Source organism: Streptomyces venezuelae, from assembly GCF_008642295.1.
Taxonomy (GTDB): Bacteria; Actinomycetota; Actinomycetes; order Streptomycetales; family Streptomycetaceae; genus Streptomyces; species Streptomyces venezuelae_C.
Map to the genome: position 1 here is coordinate 4,154,863 of NZ_CP029190.1, position 15,091 is coordinate 4,169,953.

Annotated in this window: 14 protein-coding genes; 9 read left to right on the top strand and 5 right to left on the bottom strand. The window is 72.1% G+C overall.

Going from position 1 to position 15,091, the window contains the following annotated elements; genetic code table 11:
- Positions 1-33: 33 nt before the first annotated feature.
- Both DEJ50_RS18500 and DEJ50_RS18505 read left to right on the top strand, forming a co-directional pair.
- The gene (locus DEJ50_RS18500) at positions 34-1,110 is read left to right on the top strand and encodes an NAD-dependent epimerase/dehydratase family protein (protein WP_150209087.1); all 1,077 of its coding nucleotides are present in this window, start codon (positions 34-36) and stop codon (positions 1,108-1,110) included.
- Positions 1,110-2,102 (top strand): lysophospholipid acyltransferase family protein, encoded by a 993-nt coding sequence (locus DEJ50_RS18505; protein ID WP_150209088.1) that lies wholly within the window; start codon positions 1,110-1,112, stop codon positions 2,100-2,102. Before DEJ50_RS18500 ends, DEJ50_RS18505 begins: the two co-directional genes overlap by 1 nt.
- An 87-nt stretch (positions 2,103-2,189) precedes the next feature.
- Here DEJ50_RS18505 and DEJ50_RS18510 read toward each other — a convergent pair whose 3' ends face one another.
- The 3 genes from DEJ50_RS18510 to DEJ50_RS18520 form a co-directional block, all read right to left on the bottom strand.
- On the bottom strand, positions 2,190-3,410 hold the full coding sequence (locus DEJ50_RS18510; protein WP_150209089.1) for a DUF5667 domain-containing protein: 1,221 nt from the start codon (positions 3,408-3,410) through the stop codon (positions 2,190-2,192).
- Between the two features lie 195 nt (positions 3,411-3,605).
- The gene (locus DEJ50_RS18515; RefSeq protein WP_150209090.1) at positions 3,606-4,412 is read right to left on the bottom strand and encodes an ECF subfamily RNA polymerase sigma factor, BldN family; all 807 of its coding nucleotides are present in this window, start codon (positions 4,410-4,412) and stop codon (positions 3,606-3,608) included.
- Between the two features lie 331 nt (positions 4,413-4,743).
- Entirely contained in the window at positions 4,744-5,703 is a 960-nt protein-coding gene (locus DEJ50_RS18520) for an HAD family hydrolase (protein ID WP_150209091.1), read from the bottom strand.
- A 105-nt stretch (positions 5,704-5,808) separates the two neighbouring features.
- On the opposite strand from DEJ50_RS18520, the gene DEJ50_RS18525 reads away from it, so the two are divergent.
- The 7 genes from DEJ50_RS18525 (at position 5,809) to DEJ50_RS18555 (ending at position 13,974) form a co-directional block, all read left to right on the top strand.
- Positions 5,809-6,087 carry a glutaredoxin family protein gene (locus DEJ50_RS18525; protein ID WP_150209092.1) on the top strand — a complete coding sequence of 93 codons (279 nt, stop codon included), beginning with the start codon at positions 5,809-5,811 and terminating at the stop codon, positions 6,085-6,087.
- 273 nt (positions 6,088-6,360) lie between these two features.
- On the top strand, positions 6,361-7,200 hold the full coding sequence (locus DEJ50_RS18530; protein WP_150209093.1) for a redox-sensing transcriptional repressor Rex: 840 nt from the start codon (positions 6,361-6,363) through the stop codon (positions 7,198-7,200).
- Positions 7,197-8,960: a glutamyl-tRNA reductase gene (locus tag DEJ50_RS18535; RefSeq protein WP_150209094.1), complete on the top strand. Its 1,764-nt coding sequence runs from the start codon at positions 7,197-7,199 to the stop codon at positions 8,958-8,960. The genes DEJ50_RS18530 and DEJ50_RS18535 overlap by 4 nt, the downstream gene beginning before the upstream one ends.
- A complete protein-coding gene (hemC, locus tag DEJ50_RS18540; protein WP_150209095.1) occupies positions 8,957-9,925 on the top strand; it encodes a hydroxymethylbilane synthase in 969 nt (322 codons plus the stop codon). Before DEJ50_RS18535 ends, hemC begins: the two co-directional genes overlap by 4 nt.
- The gene (locus DEJ50_RS18545) at positions 9,922-11,589 is read left to right on the top strand and encodes a uroporphyrinogen-III synthase (protein WP_150209096.1); all 1,668 of its coding nucleotides are present in this window, start codon (positions 9,922-9,924) and stop codon (positions 11,587-11,589) included. Before hemC ends, DEJ50_RS18545 begins: the two co-directional genes overlap by 4 nt.
- 93 nt (positions 11,590-11,682) lie before the next feature.
- Positions 11,683-12,621, top strand: coding sequence for an alpha/beta fold hydrolase (locus DEJ50_RS18550; RefSeq protein WP_150209097.1), 939 nt, complete (start codon positions 11,683-11,685; stop codon positions 12,619-12,621).
- Positions 12,622-12,651: 30 nt separating this feature from the next.
- Positions 12,652-13,974: an ankyrin repeat domain-containing protein gene (locus DEJ50_RS18555; RefSeq protein ID WP_223837805.1), complete on the top strand. Its 1,323-nt coding sequence runs from the start codon at positions 12,652-12,654 to the stop codon at positions 13,972-13,974.
- Here the strand turns inward: DEJ50_RS18555 and DEJ50_RS18560 are convergent.
- Complete coding sequence (locus DEJ50_RS18560; protein WP_150209098.1) at positions 13,952-14,194, bottom strand: DUF397 domain-containing protein; 243 nt, start codon at positions 14,192-14,194, stop codon at positions 13,952-13,954. The two genes, DEJ50_RS18555 and DEJ50_RS18560, sit on opposite strands and share 23 nt — an antisense overlap.
- The gene (locus DEJ50_RS18565; protein WP_150209099.1) at positions 14,191-15,018 is read right to left on the bottom strand and encodes a helix-turn-helix domain-containing protein; all 828 of its coding nucleotides are present in this window, start codon (positions 15,016-15,018) and stop codon (positions 14,191-14,193) included. The genes DEJ50_RS18560 and DEJ50_RS18565 overlap by 4 nt, the downstream gene beginning before the upstream one ends.
- Positions 15,019-15,091 lie beyond the last annotated feature (73 nt).

The window sequence follows — 15,091 nt, forward strand, 5'->3', positions numbered from 1 at the left end:
GGGCTGTGGTGCTAACTAGGGAGGCGCTGGCTCGTGGGAAAGGTCGTGCTTGTCACCGGGGCTGCCCGGCAGCTAGGGGGCCGTTTCGTACGGCGGGTCCAGCGCGACCCCGAGGTCGAGCGGGTGATCGCGGTGGATGCCGTGCCGCCGCCGCACCGGCTCGGGTCGGCGCTCTTCGTCCGTACGGACATCAGGCAGTCGGCGATCGCGCGGGTGCTCGCGGAACACGCGGTGGACACGGTGGTCCATCTGGCGGTGACCGGAGGCAGTGCGGGGATCGGCGGCGGTGCGCGCAGCACCGTCAAGGAAACCAATGTCATCGGGACCATGCAGCTGCTGGGGGCCTGCCAGAAGTCGCCCACGGTGCGGCGGCTGGTGGTGAAGTCCAGTACCAGTGTGTACGGCGGCGCGCCCAGGGATCCGGCGGTGTTCCCGGAGACGGCGCAGCCCAAGGCGCTGCCGGCGGGCGGGTTCGCGAAGGACGCCGCCGAGGTCGAGGGCTATGTGCGGGGCTTTGCGCGGCGGCGGCCGGATGTGGCGGTGTGTGTGCTGCGCTTCGCGAACATCCTGGGGCCGCGGGCGGACTCGCCGCTGGCCGAGTACTTCTCGATGCCGGTGATGCCCACGGTGCTGGGCTATGACCCGCGGCTGCAGTTCGTGCACGAGGACGATGTCCTGGACGTGCTGGGGCTGGCGGCGCGGGAGCCGAAGCCGGGGACGCTGAACAGCGGGACCTTCAACATCGCGGGTGACGGGGTGCTGCTGCTGTCGCAGTGCTCGCGGCGGCTGGGGCGGCCGACGGTGCCGCTGCTGCTGCCGGCCGTCACCTGGGTGGGGGCGGCGTTGCGGGCGGTGGGGGTCACGGACTTCTCCCCGGAGCAGATCCGGCTGTTGACGCACGGCCGGGTGGTGGAGACCGCTCAGATGCGTGAGGTGCTGGGGTTCGAGCCGCTGTATACGACCGCCGAGGCGTTCGCGGACTTCGCGCGGAGCCGGGGGCGCGGGCTGCTGCCGCCGGAGCGGGTGGGGCGGGCGGTGGACCGGCTGGGACGGCTGCTGGACGTCGGGGTTTCCGAGGAAGTCCCCCTGAGAGAGGGAGCGAACCGATAGTGGCGGACGCCAAGGTCATTCCGTTCGACGAGGACCGGCCGCGCAAGCGCCCGTCCGGTGGGCGGCGGGTACGGGTGGTGCCGGAGCCGACTCCCTCGCCCGAGGTGGTGGCGCAGGTCGAGGAGCCGGCTTCCGGGGCCGCCGGGAAGCCGGGCGGCTGGGACCGGCGGATCGCGGGTGGTCTGGCCTTCCTGCGCCGTCGGATCACCGGTGAGTACGAGGTCGACGAGTTCGGCTACGACAAGGAGCTCACCGAGCAGGTCCTGATGTCGCTGATCCGGCCGCTGTACGACGGGTACTTCCGGGTCGAGGTCAAGGGCATCGAGAACATCCCGGCCGAGGGCGGCGCGCTGATCGTGGCGAACCATTCGGGGACGCTGCCGCTGGACGGTCTGATGATGCAGGTGGCGGTCCACGACCATCATCCGGCGCAGCGTCATCTGCGGCTGCTGGCGGCGGACCTGGTGTTCATGCTGCCGGTGGTCAACGAGCTGGCCCGGAAGGCCGGGCACACACTGGCGTGTGCGGAGGACGCGCAGCGGCTGCTGGAGGCCGGTGAGCTGGTCGGGGTGATGCCGGAGGGCTTCAAGGGGATAGGGAAGCCGTTCGGGGAGCGGTACAAGCTCCAGCGTTTCGGGCGCGGTGGGTTCGTGTCGACGGCGCTGCGGGCGAGAACGCCGATTGTGCCGTGCTCGATCGTCGGGGCGGAGGAGATCTACCCGATGATCGGCAATGCGAAGACGCTGGCGCGGCTGCTGGGGATTCCGTACTTCCCGATCACGCCGACGTTCCCGTGGCTGGGGCCGCTCGGGGCGGTGCCGTTGCCGACGAAGTGGACGATCCAGTTCGGGGAGCCGATTCCGACGGACGGTTATGCGCCGGAGGCGGCGGAGGATCCGATGCTGATGTTCAATCTGACGGACCAGGTGCGGGAGCAGATCCAGCACACGCTCTACAAGCTGCTGGTGCAGCGGCGGTCCGTGTTCTTCTGAGCTCTTCTGCGTTCTTCCGGTTCTTGCCGGAGGCTGTGCTGAGCTGCGCGTCGGCGGGGCTGGTGTGCCCCGCCGACGCGCGGTGGTTCAGCCGACGTCTTCCTGGCTGATGCCCAGGCCCGGGAGGAGCCCCGGGAGCAGCGGCGGGAGGGTGATCTCCGGCTTCGGCTCCTGGGACGGGGCGCCCGGGGCGGGGGTGCCATGGGCCGGGGGCGGCTTGAGCAGGCCTTCGGTGCCGGGCAGCAGCCCGGGTTCGGAGGCCTGGGGCGGGGCGGCCGAGGGGGCGGCCGGTGCCGGGGTGCCGCCGTTGCCGCTGCCGCCGTGCTTGGCGGCGGGCGGGGTGGGCTGCGTACGGTCGCTGCTGCCGGGCTGGGTTGCCGGGCCGCTGCCGGACGGGGCGCCGCGGGACTGCTCGGGCGGCTTCGGCAGCAGCCCCTGCAGCGGTGCGACGTCATCGTCTATGGCCTGGAAGACCGAGGTGACCTCTTCGCCCACGTCGTTGAGCTGGGGCGGGAGCTTTTCGCGGAGCTTCCCCCAGGCGTCCCGGTGGGAACGGGAGAAGGAGGTCAGGGCCTGGATGGGGCCCAGTGATCCGTCCCGTTCGTAGGCCGACTGGAGCAGCTGGTGGGCCTTGGCGGCGTCGTGTTTGACGCCGGCCAGGGCGCGCCGGATTTCGCTGAGCGATTCGTGGTCCAGCTGGCCGGTCTTGCCGCGTTCCATCAGCCGACGTGCCTCCGAGAGCCGGGTGGAGGCCTGGGTGAGGTAGAGCTCGCCCTTGTCGGAATTGCTGTCGGCCATGCCGAGCTTGAGGTCTTCCATGCCCCGTTTCACGGGGTAGAGGGAGTCACCCGGCAGGGCGTCGGAACTGGCAGCGGCCACTCCGCTGAAGGCCCCCGCGGCCACACCGACGGTGAGGCCTCCCGCTGCGATGCCCTTGGACCAGCGGGAGCGGGGCCGCAATTTCCGGAGCGGGGTCGCCCGGTGGGCGCCGCGGCCGGTCCGCTGCTCGGGCACCTGAGGGTCCGGGGCGGCTCCGCCCCCGGCCCTCTCCTCCATCACCATGGCCTCCATGGCGGCCACGAGCTGAGCTCGCTGCACCACTTTGACCTCGGCGTCCAGCTCCGGGCGCGGCATTCGTTCGCCGAGCACGCTCGCCAGGGCCAACAACCGGTCGTGCTCGGCAGGTTCGGCAGGTGCCTCGGACTGCTCGGCCGCCTGTTCCGGTTCCGAAAGGTCGGACGGGTTCCGATCCTCCAGGGCCTGGGCGAAGGCGTTCGCCCGCCGGTGGGTGGAAACGTTCGCGATCACTGGCGGCACCTCCTCTCGTCATGACGATCGACTCCCCAGGGTGTCCGGAAGGTTGCCTTCCTTGAGCACATCCACACTTTCGAGTGAGCGGCTTCGGGCATGGCGTGTCCACAGGGAGCCTGCATTCCGCACAACGAGCGGCGCGGCACTTGGGTTACGGACGAAGGATGATCGGACCACAGCTGCATGGGGAACTCAGCGGGCGTCGTCCGGGAGGAGGCGGGCCAGGGTGCGGACCGCCCGGTACTGGAGCGTCTTGATGGCGCCTTCGTTCTTCCCCATGACCCGGGCCGTCTCAGCGACCGAGAGCCCTTGCAGGAACCGCAGGGTCACGCATTCCTGCTGCTGGGGATTGAGTTTGCGGACGGCCTCCAGGAGGGCCGCGTTGGAGAGGGACTCCAGGACCGAGTCCTCGGGGCTGCGTTCGACCTCGTTGGCGTCCAGCATTTCGCCGGTGGTCACTTCGAGGCGGAAGCGACTGGATTTGAAGTGGTCGGCGACCAGGTTGCGCGCGATCGTGACCAGCCAGGCGCCGAAATCGCGGCCCTGCCAGGTGAAGGTGGAGATCCGGCGCAGGGCGCGCAGGAAGGTCTCGCTGGTGAGGTCCTCCGCCGTCGCCTTGCCGCCGACGCGGTAGTAGATATAGCGGTACACGGTGTCGCTGTACTGGTCGTAGAGCCGGCCGAAGGCGTCGGCCTCGCCGGCCTGGGCCCGTTCGACCAGGTCCATCATCCGGGCGCTGTCGCTGTCCGCGGTGGGGCGGCGGGCGGCCTGGGTTCCGGTGCCGCCGGCCGCGGTGGGGCCGGTACGGCCGCGTCTGCCCACCGTCGCCCCGCCGTCGGTCAGGGCATAGCAGGGACCGGCCGGGCCGAGGCCGGCCGGGACCGCGGTGGCGAGGGCGGGGACGGCGTACGCGGTGGGGACGAAGCCGCGCAGATGGTCGAGGACCGTTGCGCGCAGCGTAGCCAGGCCCGAGGCGTCAACCCCGACAGGTGGGTACACGGGACTCCCAGAGGCAGAGCTTCCATCACGTGCAGTGCGGGACCGTTCACCCGTCGTGGCGACAGATGGGCGGTGGCATGCGTTTGAGGAGAATAACGCTTCGTACAGGCAGCACTACACCCTGTTGCGAAAATCATCGCTTCCGACACTTCTGTTGCGTGTCGAGGGCATATTCAGTCGCAGACGGTGATCGATTGCTGATCGATTTCCCGCGCGGAATGGCTGCTTCCAAGGCCTGTTGTGGCCGAGTCGGGCATGCCGGAGTGCCGCCCGGCGGGGGCGGGTAGGGCTGCGGGAATGAGTGCCGTGCGGAGATCTCCGCCGGTGGCCGCTACCTGCGGCGGCGGTGCAGGGCGATGGCGGCAGCGGCGCCGCCTGCCAGTGCGCCGACTCCGGCGGCGGCCGGCACGCCGACCTTCACGGCCTTGCGGCCGGTCCGGTAGTCGCGCAGCCGCCAGTCGTGGGCCCGGGCGTGCTTGCGCAGTTTTGTATCGGGATTGATCGCGTACGGATGTCCGACCAGTGACAGCATCGGGATGTCGTTGTGCGAATCGCTGTACGCCGCGCAGCGCGCGAGATCCAGGCCCTCGGCGGCGGCCAGCGCGCGCACCGCCTCCGCCTTGGCGGGGCCGTGCAGCGGTTCGCCCACCAGTCTGCCGGTGTAGATGCCGTCCACGGACTCGGCGACGGTGCCGAGGGCCCCGGTCAGGCCGAGCCGGCGGGCGATGATCGTGGCCGTCTCCACGGGGGCGGCGGTGACCAGCCAGACCTTCTGGCCGGCGTCCAGGTGCGCCTGGGCCAGGGCGCGGGTGCCCGGCCAGATGCGCTCCGCCATGTACTCGTCGTAGATCTCCTCGCCGATGGTCATGAGCTCGGAGACGCGGTGGCCCTTGACGATGGAGAGGGCGCTGTCGCGGGCGTCCTGCATGTGCTCGGGGTCCTCGACCCCGGCCAGCCGGAACCAGGCCTGCTGCCAGGCGAACCGGGCGAGCTCGCGGCGCTGGAAGAACTCGCGCTTGTAGAGGCCGCGGCCGAAGTGGAAGATCGCGGCGCCCTGCATGACGGTGTTGTCGAGATCGAAGAAGGCGGCGGCGAGGTCGTCGCCGGCGACCGGGAACTCTTCGAGCTCTTCGAGTTCCGGTTCGGCTTCCGCTTCCTCGGGCTCGGCGGCTTCGAGTACCGGCCCGGCCTGTGCGGTCTTGCGTGCGGCCTCGGCCGAGGCCTCGCCGGCGAGCACGCTGCGCGCGGTCGCGGAGCGCCTACGGGGGGTGAGCCATCCCAGAGCGGCCATGACGCGAGCATAGCCACTGTGTTCGGTCCGCCCCGAACCGTGGGGGAACGGATCCGTTAACACTTCGGTCCGGGGGTGTGGGGGCGGGCGCGGGAGAATGGGGGCATGAGTCCTCTGCTGCGGCGTAAGGAAAAGAAGAGTCCCGGCGAGCGCATGGTCACGCTCATCGGGAAGCCTGGTTGTCATCTCTGTGATGACGCCCAGGAAGTGATCGAAAAGGTCTGCGCCGAAACCGGGGCGCAGTGGGAGAAGAAGGACATTTCTCAGGACGAGGAGCTGTACCGGCTGCACTGGGAGCAGATTCCGGTGGTGTTGGTGGACGGCGAGCAGCACACCTTCTGGAGGGTGAACCCGGACCGGCTGCGGCGGGCATTGGAGGGCTGAGCCTCCTTCCGGTTACCATCGTGGGCGATTTGGGGGATCTCGGGGGCATAACGATGAGGAGTGTGTGCGGTTTTGCCCGCTTCGGGATTTGAACGGGTTCGGCCCGTCCCCGGTTCCGCTCCCTCGCGCCCGGACCGCGTGACCCCGGTCACTTTGCTCGGACAAAGCGGACACAATCTTTGTGCACGCGTTCACAAAGACATAGCCTGCTTTCGACGGGGCGGTCCTGGGACAAGTGGCCGCCTGCAGCCCCGCTCATCCCGCAGGAGCATCGTGGCAACTGGCCGAACTCACCGACCGGCGACGCGCAGCCGAGGTATTCCCGAGGCCACAGTCGCCCGGCTTCCGCTGTACTTGCGCGCCCTCACCGCGCTCTCCGAGCGATCGGTGCCCACGGTGTCCTCGGAGGAGCTCGCCGCTGCCGCCGGGGTCAACTCCGCCAAGCTGCGCAAGGACTTCTCCTACCTGGGCTCCTACGGGACCCGTGGCGTCGGCTACGACGTCGAGTACCTCGTCTACCAGATCTCCCGCGAGCTGGGCCTGACCCAGGACTGGCCGGTCGTCATCGTCGGCATCGGAAACCTGGGTGCGGCCCTCGCCAACTACGGCGGTTTCGCCTCCCGTGGCTTCCGGGTGGCGGCGCTCATCGACGCGGACCCGGCGATGGCCGGGAAGCCGGTGGCCGGCATGCCCGTGCAGCACACCGACGACCTGGAGAAGATCATCCGGGAGAACGGTGTCTCGATCGGTGTCATCGCGACCCCGGCCGGGGCCGCCCAGCAGGTCAGCGAGCGGCTGATCGCCGCCGGGGTGACCTCCATCCTGAACTTCGCGCCCACCGTGCTGTCGGTGCCCGACGGGGTGGACGTCCGCAAGGTCGACCTCTCCATCGAGCTGCAGATCCTCGCGTTCCACGAGCAGCGCAAGGCCGGCGAGGAAGCGGCCGGCACCGCCACCGCTGCCACCGGGTCCGGGTCTGAGCAGGAGCCGGAGTCCGGCACCGGGCCGGCCGCGCCGGGCGCGGGTGCGCCGGTGCCGCCGACCGCGCGGACCGCCGCCGCCCCGCGCAAGGGCGGCCCGGAGGGCGATGTGCCGGCGGTGATGCCGGCATGAGCCTCCTCGTCGTAGGACTGAGTCACCGCAGTGCGCCCGTGAGCGTGCTGGAGCGGGCCTCGCTGACCGCGGACGCCAAGATCAAGCTGCTGCACGACACGCTGGCGGCGGAGCCGGCGACCGAGGCTGCGGTGCTGGCCACCTGCAACCGGATCGAGCTGTACGCGGACGTGGACAAGTTCCACGCCGGTGTCGCCGAGCTGTCGACGCTGCTGGCGCAGCACAGCGGGGTGGCGCTGGAGGAGCTCACCCCGTACCTGTACGTGCACTACGAGGACCGGGCGGTGCACCACCTGTTCTCGGTGGCGTGCGGCCTGGACTCGATGGTCGTGGGCGAGGGCCAGATCCTCGGCCAGATCAAGGACGCGCTGGCGCTGGCGCAGGAACTGCACACCGCCGGGCGGCTCATCAACGACCTGTTCCAGCAGGCGCTGCGGGTCGGCAAGCGGGCGCACAGCGAGACCGGCATCGACCGGGCCGGGCAGTCTCTGGTGACCTTCGGGCTGGAGCAGCTGGCGGTCCGGGAGCCGGTGGACGCGTGGGCCGCGGGCAAGCGGGCGCTGGTGATCGGTGCCGGGTCGATGTCCTCGCTGGCGGCGGCGACGCTGGCGCGGGTCGGCGTGGCCGAGGTGATCGTGGCGAACCGCACTGCGGAGCGGGCGGAGCGGCTGGTGGAGATCCTGGCCTCGGGCGGCGCGGTGGCCCGTGCCGTGGCCATGGGCGAGGTCGCGGGTGAGCTGGCGCGTGTTGACGTCGTCGTCTCGTGCACCGGGGCGACCGGGTTGGTGCTGACCGAGGACGATGTGGCGGCGGCGGTTGCGGGCCCTGCGGCGCATTCCCCCACCCCGCCCCTTCCCGAAACGCCTCAGGCGCCGGCGGGGCTTGAGGGGGTGGCCGGGGCTGCGCCCCGGACCCCTCGGGGCTTCGCCCCGGACCCCGCGCCTCAAACGCCGGCGGGGCTGGGTGGGGACCCCGTGCCGGTGGGGCTGGAAGGGGTCGAGCTGCTCGGGAAGCTGGCCGAGGCCGCGCAGGTGCATGGGCGGATCGCCGACGGCGGGGCCGCGCGAACCATCGTCCCGGCCGAGCCGGAGGGGTGTCCCGTCGGACTGGACATCCCCGCCGACGGGCGGTCCGCGCTGGCCGGTGTGGACGCCAGCTCCCTCGAACTGCACGGAACCTGGGCAGACCAGGGCGAAGCCGCCGCGGTCCGGCAGCCGAAGCGGGTCGGCGGGCGGACCCCGGTCGAGGGGGCGCACGTACGCCTCTCCCTGCTCGACCTGGCCATGCCCCGGGACATCGACGCGGCGGCCCACCGGATCCCCGGGGTGCGGCTGGTCGACATCGAGAGCCTGGCCGAGGCCAGCGCGGACGCGCCGATGGCCGCCGATGTAGACGCCGTGCGCGGAATAGTGGCGGATGAGGTGGCGGCTTTCGGCGCCGCGCAGCGCGCCGCGCACATCACGCCCACAGTGGTTGCGCTGCGGGCGATGGCCGCCGAGGTCGTCGCCGGCGAGGTGACGCGGCTCAACGGCCGGCTCCCGGAGCTCGACGACCGGCAGCGGGCCGAAGTGACCCAGACGGTACGGCGCGTTGTCGACAAGCTGCTGCACGCGCCGACCGTGCGGGTGAAGCAGCTCGCCAGTGAACCGGGCGGCGCCGGCTATGCCGATGCGCTGCGCGAACTCTTCGACCTCGACCCGCAGACGGTGGCGTCCGTCAGCCGGGCGGACCAGAACGACGACTCAGGACGGGCATCATGAACACACGTCTGGACCAGCCCCTCCGGCTCGGCACGCGGCGCAGCAAGCTGGCCATGTCCCAGTCCGGGCAGGTCGCCGAGGCGGTTCGCAAGATCACCGGGCGCCCGGTCGAGCTCGTGGAGATCACCACGTACGGCGATGTCTCGCGCGAGCACCTGGCGCAGATCGGCGGCACCGGCGTGTTCGTCACCGCGCTGCGCGACGCCCTGCTGCGCGGCGAGGTCGACTTCGCCGTGCACTCGCTGAAGGACCTGCCGACCGCGCAGCCCGCTGAGCTCGTCATCGCCGCCATGCCGAAGCGTGAGGACGCCCGGGACGCGCTGGTGGCCCGGGACGGGCTGCGCTTCGAGGAGCTGCCTGACGGGGCCCGGGTGGGTACCGGTTCGCCGCGCCGGATGGCGCAGCTGAACGCGTACGCCCGCAGCCTGGGGAAGACCGTGGAGACGGTGCCGATCCGTGGCAACGTCGACACCCGGATCCAGTTCGTCCGCGACGGTGAGCTCGACGCGGTGGTGCTCGCCGCCGCCGGGCTGAACCGGATCGGGCGCAGCGAGGAGGCGACGGACTTCCTGTCCGTCGACCATGTTCTGCCCGCCCCCGGCCAGGGGGCGCTGGCGGTCGAGTGCCCCGCGTCGAACGTGGAGCTGATCGCCGCGCTCGGTGAGCTCGACGACCCGTACACCCGGGCCGCCGTGACCGCCGAAAGGTCCCTGCTCGCTGCCCTGGAGGCCGGTTGCAGCGCCCCTGTGGGCGCCTACGCCGACCTCCTGGCCGACGGGCAGATTGTCAACGAAATGCGCCTGCGTGGTGTCGTCGGAACCCTTGACGGTTCCACGCTGGTGCAGCTGTCCACCACCGGTCCCGTGCCCCAGTCGTACGACGAGGCCATGGCGCTCGGCCGCGAACTCGCGGACGAGATGCTGGCCAAGGGCGCGGCCGGTCTGATGGGGGAGCGATCGCTTTGAACCCCTCAAGTCTCAATCCCTCCGCGTTTCCGGGCGTCGCCGCCCAGGGACACGTCACCTTCCTCGGTGCCGGTCCCGGCGATCCGGGTCTGCTGACGCTGCGCGCCGTCGAGGCGCTGTCGGCGGCGGACGTGCTGATCGCGGAGCCCGAGGTGCTCGACGTCGTACGGACGCATGCACGGGCGGGGGTGGACACGCCTCAGCTGACGGTTGCTGACGAACTGTCAGCAGCCGCCGGGGTGCCGGTTATCCGGGACGCCGCCAATCTTGTCATGGAGTCCGCGCGCTCCGGCAGGCGGGTCGTCCGTGCGGTCACCGGTGACCCCGGGCTGGACGGCAACGCCGCCGAGGAGATGCTCGCCTGCGCCGCGCAGGGCATCCCCTTCGAGGTGGTTCCGGGTGTCGCGACGGCGGTGGGTGTCCCGGCGTACGCCGGTGTGCCGCTGCGCGACAAGAGCGGTGCCGATGTGCGGTTCGTGGACGCGCGGACGGCGACGGCCCGCTGCTGGACCGAGGCCGGGGCCAGCACGGGCACCCTGGTGGTGTCCGCGACGCTGGAGACGGTGTCGGCTGCGGCCTCCGAGCTGGTGGCGGCCGGGCGCAAGCCCGAGACCCCGCTGACCGTGACGGTGGCGGGCACCACGACCCGGCAGCGGACCTGGAGCGCCACCCTCGGGACGATCGCCCAGGTGTTCAAGCAGGGCAAGATCCTGCCCTCGCCGGAGGGCGCCCGCCCGGTGATAGCCGTGGTCGGCGAGCACCACCCGGCGGCCCGGCGCGAGGACCTGTCCTGGTTCGAGTCGAAGCCGCTGTTCGGGTGGCGGGTGCTGGTTCCGCGTACGAAGGAACAGGCCGCTTCGCTCTCCGACCAGCTCCGTTCCTACGGCGCGGTGCCGCACGAGGTGCCGACCATCGCCGTGGAGCCGCCGCGCACCCCGCAGCAGATGGAGCGTGCGGTGAAGGGCCTGGTGACGGGCCGGTACGAGTGGATCGCCTTCACGTCCGTCAATGCGGTGAAGGCGGTTCGGGAGAAGTTCGAGGAGTACGGGCTGGACGCCCGGGCCTTCGCGGGCATCAAGGTGGCTGCGGTGGGCGAGCAGACGGCCGCGGCGCTGGTGGAGTTCGGTGTGAAGCCGGACCTGGTGCCCAGCGGTGAGCAGTCGGCGGCCGGGCTGCTGGAGGACTGGCCGCCGTACGATCCGGTCTTCGACCCGATCGACCGGGTGTTCCTGCCGCGGGCCGACATCGCGACGGAGACGCTGGTCGCCGGGCTGATAGAGCTCGGGTGGGAGGTGGACGACGTGACCGCCTACCGGACGGTCCGGGCGTCGCCGCCGCCGGCCGACACGCGTGAGGCGATCAAGGGCGGCGGGTTCGACGCCGTGCTGTTCACGTCTTCGTCGACGGTCCGGAACCTGGTCGGGATCGCGGGCAAGCCGCACAACGTGACGGTGATCGCCTGCATCGGCCCGGCGACGGCCAAGACGGCGGAGGAGCACGGCCTGCGGGTGGACGTGCTGTCGCCGGAGCCGAGCGTGTCGAAGCTGGCGGAGGCGCTGGCGGAGTACGGCGCGGCGCGCCGGGAGGCGGCGAAGGCGGCGGGCGAGACCGTGGCCCGGCCGAGCGAGCGGCGCCCGGGGGCGCGGCGGCGTCGCACGACGTGATGAGCGGGTTAGGCGGGTCAGCGGGTGCGGTGGGCCCGGGCGTGCGGTGTGCGCGCCCGGGCCCCTTTGCGTGACCGGGCGGATACTGGGGTCATGCGCACGGCGTGCGGCTTCCCGGCGGTTGCCGCGGTCCTCGCGGCGGTGGTGTGCGTCGCCCCCGTCCCGGCGGCGGTGGCAGCGGTGGCGGACGGCTCGGGGGACACGGAGCGTACGGTCACCCTCCCGGGCGGGCGGGGCGTTCACCTGGAGTGCCGGGGGTCCGGGTCCCCGACGGTGGTGCTGGTGTCCGGCGCGCGGGGTGCGGCGGACGAGTGGACGCATCTGGCGGCGGGCGGGGCGGCGGGCGCCGCCCTGGAGCCGAGCACGTCGTCGGTGCTGCCGCGGGTGGCCGCGTACACCAGGGTCTGCGCCTACGACCGCCCCGGCACCACCCGGGCGGACGATACGCCGACGTCCTCGACCCCGGTACGGCAGCCGACGTCGGCGCGGGACGGCGCGGACGACCTGCGGGCGGTGCTGGCCGCGGCCGGCGAGCGGGGACCGTACGTACTGGTCGGAGCGTCGTGGGGCGCGATGATCACGGGCCTGCTGGCGCGGACCGACGCCCCGCGGGTGGCCGGTGTGGTCACCGTCGACGGGGCCTCGCCGCACCTGCGCGACACGCTGACCGCGGAGCAGTGGTCGGACTGGATGCGCACGATCGCGGCGATGCCGCAGGGGCCCGGGCAGGGGCAGGAGGTGCCGGACTACCCGGCCGCAGTGGACGAGATCCGCGCGGCGGCCGGCCCGGGGCGGCCGGGGTCCGTGCCGGCGGTGGTGCTCACCTCCGACCACCCGTGGGACCTGAAGGTCGGCAGCACCGGCTCGACCTGGCCGGCCTGGCAGGCCGCGCAGCGGCGGCTGGCGGCCGAACTCCATGCGCGGCACGTGATCCGTACCGACAGCGGCCACGGGATCGCGGTCGAACAGCCCGGGCTGGTCGCGGACGCGATCCGCGAGGTCGTCGACCAGGCCCGGGCCCGGGTGCGGTGAGTGCCCGCGCCCTGTGGCATGTTCGGGGCCATGGGGCTGACGGAAGCGGTGCGGGCGGGGGACGCCGAGCGGGTGCGCGAGCTGCTGGAGGCGGGCGCGGACCCGGATACGGCGGGCGGGGACGGCCTGCCGGTGCTGTGCGCGGCGGTGGCGGCGTACGACTCCGAGGTGGCGGGTGCCCTGGTGGAGGGCGGCGCCGACCCGGACCGGACCCTGCCGGACGGCACGACCCCGCTGCTGCGGGCCGTCGAGGGCGGCTCCCCGGCGGTGGTGGGGGCGGTCCTGGGGCGTGAGCCGCGGCTGCGGCTGCCCGAGGCGGAGCGGGAGCGGCTGCTCGATACGGCCCGGCGGTGGTACGGGGCGGGCGCGGAGGCGGAGTTGCGCCGGCTGACGGGGGCGGCGGGCCCGGCGCGGGCCGGGACCGTGCAGGACGACGAGTACTCCCGGGTCGAGGAGATCGTCCTCGGCGGCCGGACCGCACGGGCGGGGCACGGCGCGATCCTTACCTCCCTGGAGTGGGCCTTCCGGATCCTCGCACCGGTCGAGGAGCTCCTCGACCGGGCGGTCCGGCACGGGGACGAGGAACACGTCGACTGGTGGGCATCCCAGTGGGTCCTGACGGAGCGGCGCAGCGCCGAGACCTGGGCCGAGGTGGTGGCCTTCCACCGGCACCCCGAGCCGCTGCCCCGCCTCTTCGTGGCCGAAGTGCTCGGCCTGCACGCCCTGTCGGGAGGGCTCAGCCAGCATGTCCGCTGGTACGAGCGGGAGCGTCTGAAGGTGCTGGGCGGCTGGGTGGAACGGGAGGAGGACGGCGCGGTCCTGGCGCGGCTGCTGCGGGCCCTGGCCGACGAGGAATTCCCGGGCGGTCCGGCCCTCGGGCTGCGGCACGCCGGGCACGCCGATGCGCGGGTACGCCGAGAGGTGCCGGGGCTGTTCGGCCTGCCCCTGAACCCGCAGGCCGCGCGGGCGGTACGGGACCTGAGCCGGGACCCCGACGCCGGGGTGCGTGCGGCTGCCGCCGAGGCACTGGGCGGGGAGGAGCTGGGGGAGGAGGACCGGGGGGTGCTGCTGGCCCTGCTCCACGACGGCGACCCGCAGGTGGTGCGCCGGGCCGTCTACGCCACGGCCCGCGGCGCGGACCGGTCGCCGGAGGTCACGGAGGCGTTGGTACGGCTCCTCGGCACCGAGGAGCTGGACAACCGGCTCAGCGCCGCCTACGGCCTGGCCGTGCGCGACGACCCGCGCACCCCGGAGGCCTACACCCGGGTGGGCCCGCTGGGCCCGGAGTACGAACACGACGTCCGAGCCGACGGGCTGTGGCGGTGGAGGGTCAGGAACGAACCCAGCGGGTGAGGCTTGTCCACGCGGTGGGGGCGAGGGTGAGGGTGGGGCCGTCGGTGACCTTGGAGTCGCGGACGTGCACCTGCTCGGCGGGGCAGGTGGCGACCTCGACGCAGGCGCCGCCCTCGCTGCCGCTGTAGGAGGACTTCCGCCAGGTGAAGGCGGCTTCCAGGCACTGGCCGCCTTCACTGCCGCTGTAGCTGGACTTGAACCACTTCAGTGCGGTGCTCATGACTCTCCTAGCAGCCGGTCCAACAGGCCCTTCGTCTCAGCGAGGTTGAGGGCCTGTGACCGCAGCATCGCATACTTCTGGGAGAGGATGCTGACCTCGTTCGGGTCCCTGACGAGAAAGCTGCCCCGCTGGGTTTCCGAGTAGGCGAGGCGCTGGAACTCCGGTGTCTCCAGCAGGATGAAGGGGCCGTCGAGACCCGCGTGGGCGGTGATGCCGAGGGGGAGTACCTGGAGGGAGACGGCCGGCTGGTCGGCGCAGGTGCGGAGGTGGCGTAGCTGCTCGCGGCGGACCTCGTCCCCGCCGATCCGGTCCCGCAGGGACGCCTCCCAGATCACGAAGCTGAGGGTGGGCGGGACCGGGCGGGTCAGGATCTCCTGGCGCTTGATCCGGCGGGCGGTCTGGAGCTCTATCTTCTCCTCGCCCATGAAGGGGACACGGCAGCTGAGGACCGCGCGGGCATAGGCCTCGGTCTGCAGCAGGCCCGGTACGGCCAGGGTGTCGTACCAGGACAGCGCCAAGGCCTCCGCCTCGCGCTCCATGTACTCCTCGGCCCAGGCCGGAACCATGTCGACCTCCGGGAGGCCGTTCGCCGCGACCGTGAGGACCCCGGGCAGGCCGAGGATCCCGTCCATCTGTGCGGCCACGTGCGGCATCAGGACGCGTCGGCCCTGTTCGATCGATGCGATGGTCTCGACGTCGATGTGGAGTGCCTCGGCGAGGGCGCGTTGGGTCATTCCTTTGGCGATCCGGCAGACGGCGACCTGGGAGCCGACCATCTTCATCGCGGTGGCGTTGGGCCTGGAGGCCCTCCTTGGTGCTGGCATGTCTGGTGAACTCCCCGCTTGTGCACGCGAGATACCCGTGCCAACCCGTACTCATCAAGGAGTACGGGTTACT